Origin of the sequence: Halomicrobium mukohataei DSM 12286, from assembly GCF_000023965.1 — an archaeon.
GTDB classification, from domain to species: Archaea; Halobacteriota; Halobacteria; order Halobacteriales; family Haloarculaceae; genus Halomicrobium; species Halomicrobium mukohataei.
This window is the reverse complement of sequence record NC_013202.1, coordinates 1,609,223-1,623,296: the sequence shown is the minus strand read 5'-3', so window position 1 is coordinate 1,623,296 and position 14,074 is coordinate 1,609,223. Positions and strand designations below refer to the sequence as shown.

The 14,074-nt window shown below is 68.2% G+C and carries 15 protein-coding genes; 12 read left to right on the top strand and 3 right to left on the bottom strand.

What is annotated here, in order from left to right; translation table 11 throughout:
* The first annotated feature begins 175 nt into the window (after positions 1 to 175).
* On the top strand, positions 176 to 619 hold the full coding sequence (locus HMUK_RS08095) for a GNAT family N-acetyltransferase (RefSeq protein ID WP_015762652.1): 444 nt from the start codon (positions 176 to 178) through the stop codon (positions 617 to 619).
* Positions 620 to 732: 113 nt separating this feature from the next.
* On the opposite strand, the gene HMUK_RS08090 is transcribed toward HMUK_RS08095, so the two are convergent.
* Entirely contained in the window at positions 733 to 1,578 is an 846-nt protein-coding gene (locus HMUK_RS08090) for a hypothetical protein (protein ID WP_126967179.1), read from the bottom strand.
* A 189-nt stretch (positions 1,579 to 1,767) separates the two neighbouring features.
* Here HMUK_RS08090 and HMUK_RS08085 point away from each other — a divergent pair, with 189 nt between their 5' ends.
* The 7 genes from HMUK_RS08085 (at position 1,768) to HMUK_RS08055 (ending at position 8,444) form a co-directional block, all read left to right on the top strand.
* Positions 1,768 to 2,544, top strand: coding sequence for a basic amino acid ABC transporter substrate-binding protein (locus HMUK_RS08085; RefSeq protein WP_015762650.1), 777 nt, complete (start codon positions 1,768 to 1,770; stop codon positions 2,542 to 2,544).
* Positions 2,545 to 2,549: 5 nt separating this feature from the next.
* Positions 2,550 to 3,266 (top strand): amino acid ABC transporter permease, encoded by a 717-nt coding sequence (locus HMUK_RS08080; RefSeq protein WP_015762649.1) that lies wholly within the window; start codon positions 2,550 to 2,552, stop codon positions 3,264 to 3,266.
* Complete coding sequence (locus tag HMUK_RS08075; RefSeq protein WP_015762648.1) at positions 3,263 to 3,994, top strand: amino acid ABC transporter ATP-binding protein; 732 nt, start codon at positions 3,263 to 3,265, stop codon at positions 3,992 to 3,994. Before HMUK_RS08080 ends, HMUK_RS08075 begins: the two co-directional genes overlap by 4 nt.
* On the top strand, positions 3,994 to 5,010 hold the full coding sequence (locus HMUK_RS08070) for an amino acid ABC transporter permease (protein WP_015762647.1): 1,017 nt from the start codon (positions 3,994 to 3,996) through the stop codon (positions 5,008 to 5,010). Before HMUK_RS08075 ends, HMUK_RS08070 begins: the two co-directional genes overlap by 1 nt.
* Before the next feature lie 106 nt (positions 5,011 to 5,116).
* Positions 5,117 to 6,769, top strand: coding sequence for a hypothetical protein (locus HMUK_RS08065; RefSeq protein ID WP_015762646.1), 1,653 nt, complete (start codon positions 5,117 to 5,119; stop codon positions 6,767 to 6,769).
* A 50-nt stretch (positions 6,770 to 6,819) separates the two neighbouring features.
* Positions 6,820 to 7,764, top strand: a complete 945-nt coding sequence (locus HMUK_RS08060) for a GAF domain-containing protein (protein ID WP_223270942.1) — start codon at positions 6,820 to 6,822, stop codon at positions 7,762 to 7,764.
* The gene (locus tag HMUK_RS08055; RefSeq protein WP_015762644.1) at positions 7,761 to 8,444 is read left to right on the top strand and encodes an RAD55 family ATPase; all 684 of its coding nucleotides are present in this window, start codon (positions 7,761 to 7,763) and stop codon (positions 8,442 to 8,444) included. Before HMUK_RS08060 ends, HMUK_RS08055 begins: the two co-directional genes overlap by 4 nt.
* On the opposite strand, the gene HMUK_RS08050 is transcribed toward HMUK_RS08055, so the two are convergent.
* The gene (locus HMUK_RS08050; RefSeq protein WP_015762643.1) at positions 8,445 to 9,509 is read right to left on the bottom strand and encodes a Brp/Blh family beta-carotene 15,15'-dioxygenase; all 1,065 of its coding nucleotides are present in this window, start codon (positions 9,507 to 9,509) and stop codon (positions 8,445 to 8,447) included.
* Between the two features lie 101 nt (positions 9,510 to 9,610).
* Here HMUK_RS08050 and HMUK_RS08045 point away from each other — a divergent pair, with 101 nt between their 5' ends.
* Genes HMUK_RS08045 through HMUK_RS08030 form a run of 4 tightly spaced genes read left to right on the top strand, consistent with a single transcriptional unit; the run spans position 9,611 to position 13,394 of the window.
* Positions 9,611 to 11,131 (top strand): phytoene desaturase family protein, encoded by a 1,521-nt coding sequence (locus tag HMUK_RS08045; protein ID WP_015762642.1) that lies wholly within the window; start codon positions 9,611 to 9,613, stop codon positions 11,129 to 11,131.
* 54 nt (positions 11,132 to 11,185) lie between these two features.
* A complete protein-coding gene (locus HMUK_RS08040) occupies positions 11,186 to 11,686 on the top strand; it encodes an acyltransferase (protein ID WP_015762641.1) in 501 nt (166 codons plus the stop codon).
* A gap of 43 nt (positions 11,687 to 11,729) precedes the next feature.
* Entirely contained in the window at positions 11,730 to 12,161 is a 432-nt protein-coding gene (locus tag HMUK_RS08035) for an SHOCT domain-containing protein (RefSeq protein WP_015762640.1), read from the top strand.
* 57 nt (positions 12,162 to 12,218) lie between these two features.
* The gene (locus HMUK_RS08030) at positions 12,219 to 13,394 is read left to right on the top strand and encodes a hypothetical protein (protein ID WP_015762639.1); all 1,176 of its coding nucleotides are present in this window, start codon (positions 12,219 to 12,221) and stop codon (positions 13,392 to 13,394) included.
* A gap of 28 nt (positions 13,395 to 13,422) precedes the next feature.
* Here the strand turns inward: HMUK_RS08030 and HMUK_RS08025 are convergent, their stop codons facing one another.
* A complete protein-coding gene (locus tag HMUK_RS08025) occupies positions 13,423 to 14,049 on the bottom strand; it encodes a helix-turn-helix domain-containing protein (RefSeq protein ID WP_015762638.1) in 627 nt (208 codons plus the stop codon).
* Positions 14,050 to 14,074: the final 25 nt, after the last annotated feature.

Here is a 14,074-nt window from a genome sequence, read left to right as displayed (position 1 = left end):
ACGGCCCCGTCCGTATGCCTTCGGGGAGTCGGCTGGGCGGTGTTCAGATAAGAGAGAGTAGCGTCATTCAGGCACCGAAGCCCTCGCGTCGCTTCTCTGAACACTACCTCGGCTGGCGTGTGACCGGTTCCCAGACCACCAGAACAGCTATCGACGACGGCTCTGTGACCGGCGTATGGACCTCGTCGAGGCGACCCGAGACGACGCCGAACTGCTCGCCGAGTACTGGTTCCAGCTGGCCAGCGAGATGGAGCCGTACTCGGAGCTGAACGAACTGGCTCACGACGATCCGGCGGACGTCGTCGAGGGCATTGCACAGCACCACGTCGACGGTGACGACACCACGGCCTTCCTGCTGGAAGTCGACGGCCGGACGGTCGGCTCGGTGCTCGTACGCGAAGGGGAACACCCCTCGCGGGCACTGGACAGGTACCTCCAGATCGTCGATCTGTTCGTCGAGCAGGGCCACAGAAGTCGAGGCTACGGTACTGCGGCCATCGAGTGCGTCGAGCGACTCGCGCGCGAACGCGGCGTCGACTACCTGGAAGTCTCCTGTGATACGGACGGTTGTAGGCGTTTACCCAGTCGACCGCACGCCGTCGTGCGGTCGATCTGGTAAAGACCTACAACTTTCCGTATGAGTGGGCCAACGAGGGGGCGCGCAGCTTCTACGAGGACAACGGCTTCACCGAGAAACAGGTGACCTACACGCAGCGAGTCGAGTGATCGCGATCAGTCGCCGCTCACGAGCGTACCGTTCTCCTCGTCGATGAGGCCGCGCTCGATCGCGGCGTCGATGATCGCGTCGAACTCCCGGTCGCTGATCTCGTAGGCGCTCGTCGCGATGTCGTGGATCTCGGCGCGTTCGACCGGGAACTCACGGTTCTGGAGGAGTCGCATCACCTTGTTGTACTCCAGTGCCGTCAGCGACGGTCCGTCGTCGTCCTCGCCCGTGTCGCCGGCACTGTGAGTCTGCTGTGTCCGGTCGGCCTCGGCGTCGTCGGCTGCGCCCCGGCCGTCTCGTCGCGGACCGGCACCGTCGCGTCGCTCGCTGCTCTCGGCCCGACGTTCGTCCGGGGCACGGTCCGTTCGCGTCTCGCCGTCGCGGCGGCGATCGACACCCTGCTCGTCGCCCGTCCCGTTGTGAGAGTGACGCGACCCCGTGCGCTGGGCCTGTCCGTCGGCGTCGGACTGGGACGGCTCACTACCGTCGTCGGATCGCCCCTCGTGTGCGGGTTCCGGTTCCGGTTCCGGTTTCGTGTCGTTGCTCGCGTCCGTCGACTGGCCGTCGGCCACGGAGTCGTCGACTCCGGTCGCGGTGCCTGGCTCGTCGTCGAGGAGCGTTCCATCGGGGTCGAGATCCGACACGTCGTCCATGGCCGCGGTGGCGTCCCCGTCGTCGCTGGCTTCGACGACGGTCTCGACGACGTGTGCGAGCTTCTGGCGACAGCTCGGACACAGCGAGACGGCTCGCTGCTGGTCGTCGGTCGGCTCCAGCGACGCCGGCACGACCTGGTACGGCTCGATCTGGGCGTCGAGGGCGGCTCCACAGAAGTAACACGAGGATAGCTGTTCCATGCTCACCCGTGTGGTACGCGCGAACATAAATGGTCCCGCCACGGAGACGGCGGTGTTCAGATACGAAGCAGAGCCGCGAGTGATTACCCCCTCGCCCGCCCTCGAAAAATGCCGATCACCGCCGTCGGCATGATAGACCATCCAGAACAGGCCCGAAACGTTCAACAGTGGCTCTACCGATCAATCGGTATGGCTCGTACGTACAGTATGGATCGGCGGGCGTACATGAAGACCGTCGGGGCTCTCGGAGCCACGACGGCGATCGCCGGCTGTTCGAGTAGCGAGGAGAACACGGAGACGATCGTTCCCGGGACGAACTCCGGGTTCCCGCCGTTCGAGTACACCGAGGACGGCGAACTGGTCGGCTTCGACATCGAGCTGGCCGAGACGGTCATCGACCGGGCCGGCTACGAGGTCGGCGAGTGGCAGGACATCGCCTTCGAGTCGCTGATCCCGTCGGTGCTGGACGGCGATATCGATCTGATCGCCGCCGGCATGACGATCGGCCCGGACCGCCAGGAGCAGATCGACTTCACCGACCCCTACTGGGAGTCCAGCCAGGCCGTCCTCGTCCAGGAAGGCGGCGAGTTCCAGCCGGAGTCGGTCGAGGATCTCGAAGGCGTCCGCGTCGGTGCCCAGGGCGGCACCACGGGCGAGGGCGAGGCGGAGGCACTCGTCGAGGACGGACTCGTCGCCGAAGACGACCTCCGGCGCTACGACAACTACACGCTGGCAGCCCAGGACCTCGAAAACGGCAACGTCGACGCCGTGATCGTCGACGAGCCCGTGGCCGGGAGCTTCGCGGGCGACCGTGCGGTCGCGATCGCGTTCGTCATCGACACCGGCGAGCAGTTCGGCATGGGGATGCGTCCCGACGACGAGCGCCTGAGCGATCTGAACGACGCGCTCGCGGAACTGCGCGACGACGGTACATACGACGAGCTCGTCGGCGAGTGGTTCGAGTGAGATAGATGGCGGGGATCGTGTTGCAAAGCAGCGATTGGCTCTTCGTCGCCAGCAACGCGGACTTCCTGCTGCTGGGAACGATCGTCACGGTGTTGCTGACGATCACCAGTCTCTCGCTGGGGTTTCTGGCCGGATTCCCGATGGGGGCGATCGAGGTGTACGGGCCGGACTCGCTCCGGTCGGTGGTCGGCACCGTCGGCGTCGTCTTCCGTGGTACGCCGATCGTCGTGCTCGTCGTGGTGCTGTACTTCGGGCTCCCGATCCCACAGCTTGGCACCGTGCCGGCGCTCGACATCCAGGTGACGCCGTTTCTCGCGGCGGCGCTGGCGCTCGGGCTCCGTAGCGGGGCCTACCAGAGCCAAGTGTTCCGGGGCGCGATACAGTCGATCAGCGAAGGTCAGATGGAGGGGGCCCGCTCGATCGGCATGAGCAAGCTCCAGGCCATCCGCCACGTGATCTTCCCGCAGGCGATCCGGCGCTCGATCCCCGGCTTTCAAAACGAGTTCACGATCGTGCTGAAAGACACCAGCGTCGCCTTCGCGATCGGACTGGCGGAGCTCCTGACTCGGGCCGAGAACCTCTATCTCCAGCCCGGCCGGGGCACCGCCGTGATGGAGGTCATCCTCACGATCACCGCGATCTACTTCGTGTTGACCGTCGCGACAAACCGGACGCTCGATCGACTACACGACCGCTACGCGATCCCAGGAGGCAACGAATGAGCCTACTTCGACTCGAAGACGTCGAGAAATCGTACGGGAAAGAGGAGGTACTGCACGGCGTCGGGTTCGAGATGGACACACGGGACGTGGACGTGATCGTCGGCCCGAGCGGATCGGGCAAGTCCACCCTGTTGCGCTGTATCAACCGTCTCACCGAGATCGACGGCGGGTCGATCTTCCTCGACGGCGAGGACGTCCACGCGATGGACGAGAACGACCTCCGGCGACGGGTCGGGATGGTGTTTCAGGACTTCAATCTCTTCGCGCACCGCACCGCGGTGGGCAACGTCACGCTGGGGCTGACCGAGGTGCTCGATCTCCCGAGCGGCGAGGCCCACGACCGCGCGATGGAGTTCCTCGACCGCGTCGGGCTGGCCGAGCAGGCAGACTCCTACCCGGCAGAGCTGTCCGGCGGCCAGAAACAGCGGGTCGGGATCGCTCGCTCGCTGGCGATGGACCCGGAGCTCATCCTCTTCGACGAACCCACCAGCGCGCTGGACCCGGAACTGATCGGCGAGGTGCTGGGCGTGATGAACGACCTGGCCGACGAGGGGATGACGATGCTGTGTGTCACCCACGAGATGGGCTTTGCCCGCTCTGCGGCCACGACGCTCACCTTCCTCGACGACGGGCGGATCGTCGAACGGGGACCGCCCGAACAGCTGTTCGACGACCCCGAACACGACCGCACACGCGAGTTCCTGGGCGACCTCACAGAGATCCACTGATGAGCACGGACCAGACCCAACCCGCCGCCGTCGGCGATCTGCCGGGCCGGCGACGCGTCGCCGTCGTGACCGTCGGCGTCGTCTTCTGGACGTGGCTGTCGCTGCGCTGGGCCTACCACAACACGGTCCTCGACGCCGTCGCCACGGCGCTTGGCGTCCCGGACCTGATCCGCTCGGAGACGGCGGTGCTCGCTCGCGAGCCGTGGCTCCCGACCGCACCGTTCGCGAACGCCGCCGAGACCCTGACCGCTGTCGGTGCCGATCTGGGGCCGCTCGGACTCCTCGCGGAGTGGCTCGCCTGGCCGTTCGAACTGACTGCCTTCGCCATCGAGGGCGGGCCGGCGATGGCCGCCGGTGCCTTCATCACGGTGTACCTGACGCTCGCGTCGATGGTGCTCGGACTGGCGATCGCCGTCCCGCTCTCCGTCGCGCGGGTCTACGGCGGGCGGATCGTCGGCACCGTCTCGCTCGCGTACACGGAGCTCGTTCGCGGGACGCCGCTGCTCGCCCAGCTGTTCTTACTGTACTACGGGCTCCCCCTGGCAGAGGAGATCGAGGGGCTCGGGCTCGTCGGCGAGGGAGCCGTGCCACGGGCGGCCGTCTTCGTGGCGATCGTCGGCTTCACGATCAACTCCTCGGCCTACCAGGCCGAGTACATCCGGGGCGCGCTCCAGTCGGTCGACAGCGGACAACTCGTGGCCGCCCGATCGATCGGCCTCTCGAAGGCGGCGGGGATCCGCCACGTCGTCCTGCCACAGGGGTTGCGCTACGCGATTCCCGGCTGGACCAACGAGTTCGTCTATCTCATCAAGTACTCCTCGCTGGCCGCGTTCATCACCGTGCCCGAGCTGTTCCGACAGGCCCGGATCATCGCCTCCGATAGCTTCCGGGTCACCGACACCTACGTCGTCGTGGCGGTTCTGTATCTCGCGCTGGTGTTGACGACCGCGCTGGCGATGGATCGGCTCGAAGCGGCCGTCGCCGTCCCCGGCCTCGGGCCAGCAGACGAGCGGTGAGGGGAGCCGCCGCTCGACGGTCCGGGACGGCGACGGTCCCGCGCCGGCTCCGATCGGCGGTTCGAGCATCCAAAAGTTAAGACAGTGAAGCGTGAACGACTGCACTATGGCAAGTAGTGCAGGAGACGGCGTCGAGGATCGGTTGCTCCGCGTCTGCGAGCAACTCCAGATACCGAAAGAGACGTTACAGATCACTCAGGTCCGGCTGGGACAGCTGCGCAACAAGCCCGAGATCGACGAGGGGAACATCGACGACTTCCTTGCGGCGGCACTGGTCCTGTCGGCTCGCGAGGACGGGCTCCCGGTCGACGAGGAGACGGTCGCGAGCGCGTGGTCCGAGCTGCTCGACGACCGAGAGATCACGATCACCGAGCAGCAACTCGACACCGCGAGCGTCTACCTCGACGTCGACGAGGTCCCGCCCAAGCCACAGGCGCTCGCCGACCGCCTGGGCCTGGCCGTCGAGATGCCCGACTCGCTGGTCGACGTGGCACACCGGATCCTGCTTGACGCCTTCGAGCTGAATCCCGAGGTGATCGCGAACGGGCGCTCGCCGGGGGCGACCGCCGGGGGTGCGCTGTCGCTGGCGGCGCTGGTCAACGGCCACGACGCGGAGGACGTACAGAACGTCCTCAGCGGGGCCTCGAAGACCAGCCGCGTGGCGATCGAGAACCGCGCGGAGGCGCTCAAACGCCTGCTCGGTGACCGACTGCAAGACGAGCGCTACCAGATGAGCGCCGAGACGGAGGGACAGGTCGCCCAGCCGGCCGAAGCCGCGACGGCCACCGACGGCGCTGGCGAAGCAGAGGAGCAGTCGGCTGCAGAGCCCGACGAGACCACACCGGGAGACGCGGACGGCGAGACTCCCTCCGGGCCGACACCGGGAGACGCGGACGGCGAGACTCCTTCCGGGCCGACACCGGGAGACGCGGACGGCGAGACTCCTTCCGGGCCGACACCGGGAGACGCGGGCGACGAACCCGAGACCGCGGTGACAGAGGCAGAGCCCGACGTGACCGTCCAAGCGGTCGAAGACGAGATCGACGCGCTGGTCGAGGAGCTCGACGTCGACGCGCCGACGCGCCTGCTCGCTCGCGGGATGGTGGGCGACGCCGTCGGCGAGGTCGACGTGTCGAACGCGACCGAGCTGGCGGGTGCGACACTCGTCGCGGGGCTGCGACTGAACGAGGCCGACACCGACGCTGGGGACGTGGCCGCCCACCGGCCCGTCGAGGCCCGCGCGGTCGTGCAGACGCTGGGCGCGCTGGACGAGGCAATCGACGCGGACATCCCCAGCCCCAGCCCGGCGGAGATCGTCTCGGATCTCGTCGCCGAACTGGAACTCTCCGACGCCGTCGCCGAGGAGAGTCGGCGGACGCTCGAACGGTACGCGGCCGACGAACCGGACGGCGACTACACGGCCCCCGAGCTGGCCGCCGGCTCGGTCGTGTTCGCTGCGACGGTCAACGGGACGCAGGTCGACGTAGAGCAGCTGGGAGCGATCAGCGGAGCGACCCCGGCGTTCGTCACCGACGCGATGAACGACATCGTCGTCTCGCTGTGTCTGGGCCTCGTCGCCGGTGAAATCGACTACGAGGAGTGCTCGTGGACGACCGACCTGCTGGAGTCGGAGCTCTCGCCGGATCTGGGCGACTCCCGGACCGGACGGGCCATCGCCGTCGCAAAGACCTACACGGCGGGCCGGGAAGGCCGCCACGTCGACGACGCGACGCTCGACGCGGTGCTTGGCACTGAGTAGGGCGCGCAGTTTTCGCTGTTGATACTTCGGCCAGTACGTACATACCGCTCGTGGCAGACGATGTAGCCAACAGCATGCCGTCTCATCGCATCCTCTGTGTCGATCCCGACGAGGACGCCCGCCAGGACACGGTCGAACGGCTCCGGACCGAGCTCACGGAGTTCGACCCGGTCTTCGAGACCGCGGCGACCCTCGACGACGCGACAACAGCCGTCTCGACCGACCTGGCCGCCGTCGTCACGGAGTACGACCTGGCCGACGGAACGGGCCTGGAACTGGTGACTGCGGTCCGTGACACCGCGCCGGACGCGGGCTGTATCCTCTATACTGACGCCGCTCCGGACGCCATCAGCACCGACGAACTGCGCGGGACCATCACCGAGTACGTCGGCAAGGGCTCGGTGTTCGGGACCGAACGACTGGCCAGACTGCTCCAGACGACTGTTGAGGGCAAGTCACAGGCCTCGTACCCGCTGCCACAGAACGAACGCGAGCGGCTGGCGGCCCTCCAGTCGTACGATCTCGACGATCGGGCACTGCTCGAATCCCTGGACCGCATCACCGACCTGGCGGCCACGCACTTCTCGGTCGAGCGCGCCTCGATCAACATCATCAGCGAGCACAGTCAGGACTTTCTGGCCTGCTACGGCGGGGCCAACGAGTGGGACACGATGGACCGGCAGGACTCTATCTGTACGTTCACGATCGTCGAAGACGACGACGTGCTCGCCGTCGAGGACGTGACCGAGGACCCGCGCTTCGAGTCCCGCAGCGACACGCTCCTGGACATGGGGATCCGGGCGTACCTGGGCGCGAACCTCGTGACCAGGAGCGGGCTCGTGATCGGGCCGCTGTGTATCTACGACGACGAGCCGCGTTCGTTCTCGGCGGCCGACGAAGCGTATCTCCGCGATCTGGCGGCCGTCGCCATGGACGTGATCGAACTCCACGCCCGACTGGACGGCGGCGTCGAGACGGACGGAGAAGAGCCATGAGCGGCGGAGCCGACGGCGTCTACGAGTTCGGCGACGGCGTCCCGATCGAACCGATCGAGGCGGGTTCGACCGTGCTGGTCGCCGGGCCGGCGCTGAGCCGCGCCGAGGACCTCGTCCGCTCGATGGTCGCCGACGGGACGGAGACGGGCGACGGCATGCTGTTCGTCTCGACCAACCAGAGCTGCGAGACGCTGCTCGACAGCTGCCGTCGACTCCACCCGTCGTTCGACACCGACCGGGCGGGCGTCATCGACTGTACCGGACAGGACCTCGCCGAGTCGCAGTTCGATCTCAGGGTCAGGTCGATCTCGACCCAGAGCGACCTCACCGGCATCGGGATGCGCTTCTCGGCGCTGTACGAGTCGCTGTACGCCGACGCCGCCGACGGCCGCGTCCGGACCGGGCTGGTCAGCCTCTCGTCGCTGTCGATGTACGTCGACATGCGGGCGCTGTTCCGGTTCGTCCAGACGCTCTCGGGTCGGATCGACAGCGCCGGTGGACTGGGGCTGTTCTCGATCGATCCGACGACTCACGACACGAAGACGGTCAACACGATCAGTCAGGTGGCCGACGGGCGGATCGAAGTCCGGGAACCGGAGGACGGCGACGCCGACGGCGAGTTGCGCGTGCGCGGCCTGCGCGGTCAGCCGGACGGCTGGCAGCCGTTCACGCTGCCGTAGTCAGGGAACGTACCAGATGCCCCGGTCGCGGTCCAGCAGCGAGCCCACGAGGACGTGTGGGAGCGCGACGATACTGATGAAGACGCTCCAGAACGCGACTGCACCGGGGAGTGCGGCGGTACCGGCGAGGGGGTTGGGGAACAGCCAGTAGACGACCGCGAGCACGGCGAACGTCGCCAGCGCACCGGCGATCAGGATGCCCCACGCGCGCAGCGCCACCGTCGACGCCGAGCTGCCCCCGACCAGATCCCACTCGTCGTCGCCGACCGGTTCGGCCTCGACGGTCGCCGTCCGAGCGACCTGGCGGGCCGAGTACCAGAACGGGAAGTACAGACCGACCGCGACCAGCACGGGCACGACGGCGAAGTACGCGGCCAGCAGGACGGACTCGCCCGCGTCGACGAGCCACGAGCGGCCGCCGCCCCGGACGTAGCCCAGTCCGACGTGCGCGCCCAGCGCGAGCGCGTAGCCGACGGCGATCACGCGCCGGGTCAGGTCGAACTGGCCGCTGTAGGCCGCGAGCGCGCCGGGTTCGACGAGCCCGACCATGAGCGAGCTGAAGCTGTGGAACGTCGTCGGGTGGAAGACGATGGGGACGAGCATGACCGCACCGCCCCGGACGGCGATCGCGAGCGCACGCTGTGGACGGGTCTGCAGGTGTCCGGTCCCACTCGTCGCCGCGAGCACGTGGAGCCCACCGAGCCCGCCTTTCGCCATCGCGACCACCAGGGCGAGCGCGAGCCCCGCGACCGGCGCGAGCAAAAAGAGTCCCACGAAGGCACCGATGGCCAGCAGGTACGCTCCGACGTACCGCCACCGGACCGTCGGCCGTCGCCGCCGGAGGTTCTCGAAGTGCTCGTACCCGCCGTGTGGGAGGTTCAGCGCGACCATCCCGACGAGGTAGACGACCATCTGGGCCCGGAGCGGAACCTCGATCCCGGCGAGTGCGAGCCCGCCGAACCCGACCAGCAAGACCAGCAGTGCGGCCCGAGAGAGTCCGAGCGACGGGTGTGTGTCCACGTCCCGGTACAGCCGCCACGCCGAGAGGGTCTCCGTCGGGCGCATCGTCGGACCCTAGCGTCGTTCGTGAAAAAAGTGGAATACCTAACTCCCAGTGTGTGGGAACGGCAGGTGCCCTCAAAACGACGGGACCGCTAGCGACGGGCATGCAAAGTCGGCGCTCGGGCGATCCGACGGTGACGGTGATCGGCGGCGGGTTCGGCGGCCTCTCGGCGGCCGCGTACCTCGGACGGGCAGGACTGGACGTGCGACTCCTCGAACGCCACGACCGGGTCGGGGGTCACGCCGGTGTACTCGAACGCGACGGGTTCCGGTTCGACACGGGACCGTCCTGGTACCTGATGCCCGACGTGTTCGAGCGGTTCTTCGCTCACTTCGACCGCGAACCGGGTGACTACTACGAACTGGAGCGACTCGATCCACAGTACCGGGTGTGCTGGAAGGACGGCGACAGCGTGACGGTCCCGCCCGATCGCGACCGCGTCGAGGCGATCTTCGAGTCCTACGAGGAGGGGGCCGGCGAGGCACTCGCCGCGTACCTCGACGACGCCGAGCGCAACTACGAGCTGGCGATGGATCGCGTCGTCTACGAGGGCCGTGAGCGACTCCGAGAGTTCGTCGACACCGACCTGCTCCCGATGGCACCGCGCTATCGCCTGTTCGGGAACATAGACGACTACGTGAGCCGCTACGTCGAGCACCCGAAGCTCCGTCAGCTCCTGGAGTACACCCTCGTCTTCCTCGGTGGCTCGCCGTACAACACCCCTGCGCTGTACTCGATCATGAGTCACGTCGACCTGAACCTGAACGTCTTCTACCCGGAGGGGGGTATCGCTGGCGTCGTCGACGCGCTGGCGGAGCTGGCCCGCGAGCAAGGCGTCACCATCCGGACCGGCGTCGAGGTCCAGCACGTCGGCGGCGAGGCCGGTCAGTTCGAACTGTCGACCGACGACGGCCTCGTAGAGAGCGACCTCGTCGTCAGCAACGCCAACCCGGCCGACACCGAGCGAGCGCTGCTCGACGACCGGGACCGCGCACACGACCCCGGATACTGGGACGACCAGACCTACGCGCCGTCGGCGTTCTTGCTGTATCTCGGCGTCGAGGGCGACGTGGACCCGCTCGAACATCACACGCTCGTCTTGCCGACGGACTGGTCGGACCACTTCGAGGCGATCTTCGACGAGCCGCGCTGGCCCGACGATCCGGCCTACTACCTCTCGGTGACCTCGAAGACCGACGACACCGTCGCTCCCGACGGACACCACGCGGTCGTCGCGCTCGTCCCGATCGCTCCGGGTCTCGACGACGCTCCGGACGTGCGCGAGCGGTTCCGCGAGCAGGTCCTCACGGATCTGGCAGAACACACCGGCGTGGACCTCCGCGATCGGATCGTCTCGGAGACGACGGCCTGCGTCAGCGAGTTCGCCGACCGCTACGGTGACCCCGACGGGACGGCGCTGGGTCTCGCACACACCCTGTTCCAGACCGGTCCCTTCCGACCGAGTCACCGCGGTCCACTGGACGGCTTCTACTACACCGGGGCCTACACGACGCCGGGGATCGGGATGCCGATGTGTCTCATCAGCGGCGAACACACCGCCACCGCGATCTTCGAGGACTATCCGGCGCTGGGCGACACCGAGGCCCTCGCGTCGGTCGAGTGACGCTGCCGGCGTCGTCGGAGGAACCGACTTGTCGACGGCGCGCCTACGACGGGCATGGACGGACGCGAAGCGAAGCGGTCGACCGTCGACGACAGCGTCGAACGCCGCGACGTACCGGCCGCTGGCTGGTACCAGATACGGAATCCGATCCGGTTCGGCCTGACCTACTACGTCTTCGAACTGTGTAAACACCTGCCACCGATCGCCAAGAACCCGGTCTATCGGGCCTTCGGCGTCGAGATCGGGTCGGGCTCAGTGCTCGCGCCGGCCGTCGTCGTCGACCCGTTCTTCCCGGAGAAGATCACGATCGGCGAGGGATCGCTGATCGGCTGGGGGACGAAGCTGCTCACCCACGAGGGGTACACCGACGAGTGGCACGTCGGCCCCGTCGAGATCGGCGACGACGTGACCCTGGGACACGGCTCCTCGACGCGGCCGGGCGTGACGATCGGCGACGGTGCGACGGTCGCCGCCCACTCGTTCGTCAACCGCGACGTGGCACCGGGCGAGCGCGTCGGCGGGGTCCCGATCGAACCCCTCTCCGGCGACGAGTGACGCTCTCGCCACCATTATAACCGTCTCCCGAGAACCACGACCAATGAGCGAGGAGACGCCGATCGACCGCGCCCGCGAGAACGCCACGGGGATCGTCTCCATGCTGGTGACCGGCATCTGGATGATCGGTCTGTTCACCGGACAGGAGTGGTGGCTCCCGGCGCTGATCGTCGGATACGCCGTGTTCGTTCCACTGACCGCGACCCTGTTCGGCGACGAGGAAGACCGAGAGGAGTGGGCCGACGACGTGACCGGCACTGTATCTGGCGAGACGACGAGAGACGAATCGGAGCGGGAAGCCGACAGTCCGAACGAGATCCCACTGGAGGCGCTGCGCCGTCGCTACGCCGAAGGCGAGCTCACCGACGAGCAGTTCGAGCGCAAGCTCGACCGACTGCTGGAGACCGAGACGCTCGAAGACGTCGAAGAGTACCGCGAGCGGGCCAGCCAGGAGCGCGAGCGGGAACTGGAGTAGCCCCAACCCCAGTCGTTCGCCCGTAGCTTTAGGCCGACGGCGGGCGTCGATCCGACGATGTCGCCACCACGGGTCTCGCGGTGGTCGCGACGGTTCGTCGGGGCAGGCGCGGCCGCGCTCGTCGCCTGGGCGGTCCTCGCGCCGCTCGGCGTCGGACGACGGCCGGCGGTCGTCCTGTTGCTGTACGGCTTCGTCTTGCACACGGTCTTCGGGAAGTCCTACGCGCTGATCCCGTCGTACTTCGACCGGACGCTGGCGACGCCGCGAGCCCCGGCCGTCCAGTTTCCCCTCTCCGTCGTCGGCGTCGTCGCGCTGGCAGCCGGCACGCGGCCGGGCGTTCCCGGCGTCGTGTCGACGGTCGGCGCGGCGGCGTGGTTCGCCGGTGTCCTCGTCTGGCTCGGCGCACTCGGCTGGACCGTTCGGGACAATCTCACCGGTCGGGAGACTGCCACCGGCGACCACCAGTCCGATCGGCGTCCGATCGATCGCGTCAGCAACGCCGCGGTCCCGTTCGTCGCTGGCTATCTGTCGGTCGGGAGCTACGCGCTGTTCGCGGGTGCGGTCGGGCTCCCAGCGCCACTGGGCGGTGTCCCGGCTCGGATCTCACACCTGCTGGGGGCGGGCGGGGCGGCGCTGCTGGTGTTTGCCGTCGGCTTCCGGCTGTTCCCGCGGTTTCTGGTCGCACACCCCCCACGTGCGCTCGTGCTCGTCGTCCTCGGTGCCGGCAGCGTCGGCCCCGCACTCCTCGCGACCGGGCTGGACGGCGGACCGTTCCTGGTGGTCGGCGCGATCCTCGAGGCGGTCGCGATCCTCGGCTTCGCGCTCGCCTACGGACTGCTGTACCGACGCTCCGACCGCACGCGGGTCGGACTGCGGGCCGTCCTCGCGGGCGTCGCCGCGGGCGTCGTCGCGGTCGGTCTGGCCACACACCTCGTCTTCGTCGGGCGAGCCCCCGCGGTGGTGACTCTGCACTACCAGTTCGCGCTCGTGGGCTTTCTGGGCCTGACGATCGTCGGTGCGGCCCTGCAGTTCTACCCCCCGTCGGTGGGCGTCTGGCCGGGGTCGAACGACCGGACGGCGCTGGCCAGTGTCTCGCTTCTCGCGGCTGGACTCCTGTGCCAGCTCGCGGGTCTGGTCGTGCCGAGCGCGACCCCGGTCGGACGGCTGGCCGTGCTCGCGGGGGCAGTCGGCTACGCCTCCCTGCTCGCGAGCGCGTTCGTCGCCCGCGGATGAGGGCGACGACGCGGCGACGAAAGACGGTCTAGGGCAGTACGTCGTCGAGCAGTTTGGTCTGGGCGGCCGCGAGGTGCTCGGCCAGCGTCGAGACGGAGATGTCGAGCGCCTCGGCGACCTCACCGGCGTTCGCGCCTTTCGGATAGTCGAAATAGCCCATCTCGTGGGCGGTTTCCAGCACTTCGCGCTGTCGATCGGTCAGCTGTCCGCGGTCGACGACGACGGCGTCCCCCAGCGTCCCCTCGCCGTGCTGGTGCAGCGAGCGCAGGGCCACGTCGCCGAACGCGTCCCGGAGTTCCTCGACGACTGCACGCACCTGGGCCGCGTCGTCGACGTGGGCCGTGGCGATGACTTGCCCGTCCTCCGCCTGGATGTCGCTGACCGCACAGTCGAACGTCTCGACGGCGTCACAGAAACAGTCCTGGTCGGGATCGCGCCGGAAGCGATAGCGCGCCTCCGAGCCGTTCTCGAAGAGCGGTTCGACGGCCTCGCCCACGTCCGTTCCGGCGGGCGCGGAGAACTCTTCGACGACCGCTTCGCCGCCGGTCGAACGCGTGACGTTCGTGACCGACCCGTCGACCCGCTCGGAGGCGTCGGCGACGGGGCAGGCCTCGGGCGAGTCGATCGCCAGCTCGACGCGAAGTCCCTCGGACATAGCCGCTAATTGGCGTTCCCACAGT

Bases quoted from the DNA above. Each gene is read 5' to 3' on its own strand.
- HMUK_RS08095 (WP_015762652.1), top strand. From the start codon at position 176: ATGGACCTCGTCGAGGCGACCCGAGACGACGCCGAACTGCTCGCCGAG.
- HMUK_RS08090 (WP_126967179.1), bottom strand. From the start codon at position 1,578: ATGGAACAGCTATCCTCGTGTTACTTCTGTGGAGCCGCCCTCGACGCC.
- HMUK_RS08085 (WP_015762650.1), top strand. From the start codon at position 1,768: ATGGCTCGTACGTACAGTATGGATCGGCGGGCGTACATGAAGACCGTC.
- HMUK_RS08080 (WP_015762649.1), top strand. From the start codon at position 2,550: ATGGCGGGGATCGTGTTGCAAAGCAGCGATTGGCTCTTCGTCGCCAGC.
- HMUK_RS08075 (WP_015762648.1), top strand. From the start codon at position 3,263: ATGAGCCTACTTCGACTCGAAGACGTCGAGAAATCGTACGGGAAAGAG.
- HMUK_RS08070 (WP_015762647.1), top strand. From the start codon at position 3,994: ATGAGCACGGACCAGACCCAACCCGCCGCCGTCGGCGATCTGCCGGGC.
- HMUK_RS08065 (WP_015762646.1), top strand. From the start codon at position 5,117: ATGGCAAGTAGTGCAGGAGACGGCGTCGAGGATCGGTTGCTCCGCGTC.
- HMUK_RS08055 (WP_015762644.1), top strand. From the start codon at position 7,761: ATGAGCGGCGGAGCCGACGGCGTCTACGAGTTCGGCGACGGCGTCCCG.
- HMUK_RS08050 (WP_015762643.1), bottom strand. From the start codon at position 9,509: ATGCGCCCGACGGAGACCCTCTCGGCGTGGCGGCTGTACCGGGACGTG.
- HMUK_RS08045 (WP_015762642.1), top strand. From the start codon at position 9,611: ATGCAAAGTCGGCGCTCGGGCGATCCGACGGTGACGGTGATCGGCGGC.
- HMUK_RS08040 (WP_015762641.1), top strand. From the start codon at position 11,186: ATGGACGGACGCGAAGCGAAGCGGTCGACCGTCGACGACAGCGTCGAA.
- HMUK_RS08035 (WP_015762640.1), top strand. From the start codon at position 11,730: ATGAGCGAGGAGACGCCGATCGACCGCGCCCGCGAGAACGCCACGGGG.
- HMUK_RS08030 (WP_015762639.1), top strand. From the start codon at position 12,219: ATGTCGCCACCACGGGTCTCGCGGTGGTCGCGACGGTTCGTCGGGGCA.
- HMUK_RS08025 (WP_015762638.1), bottom strand. From the start codon at position 14,049: ATGTCCGAGGGACTTCGCGTCGAGCTGGCGATCGACTCGCCCGAGGCC.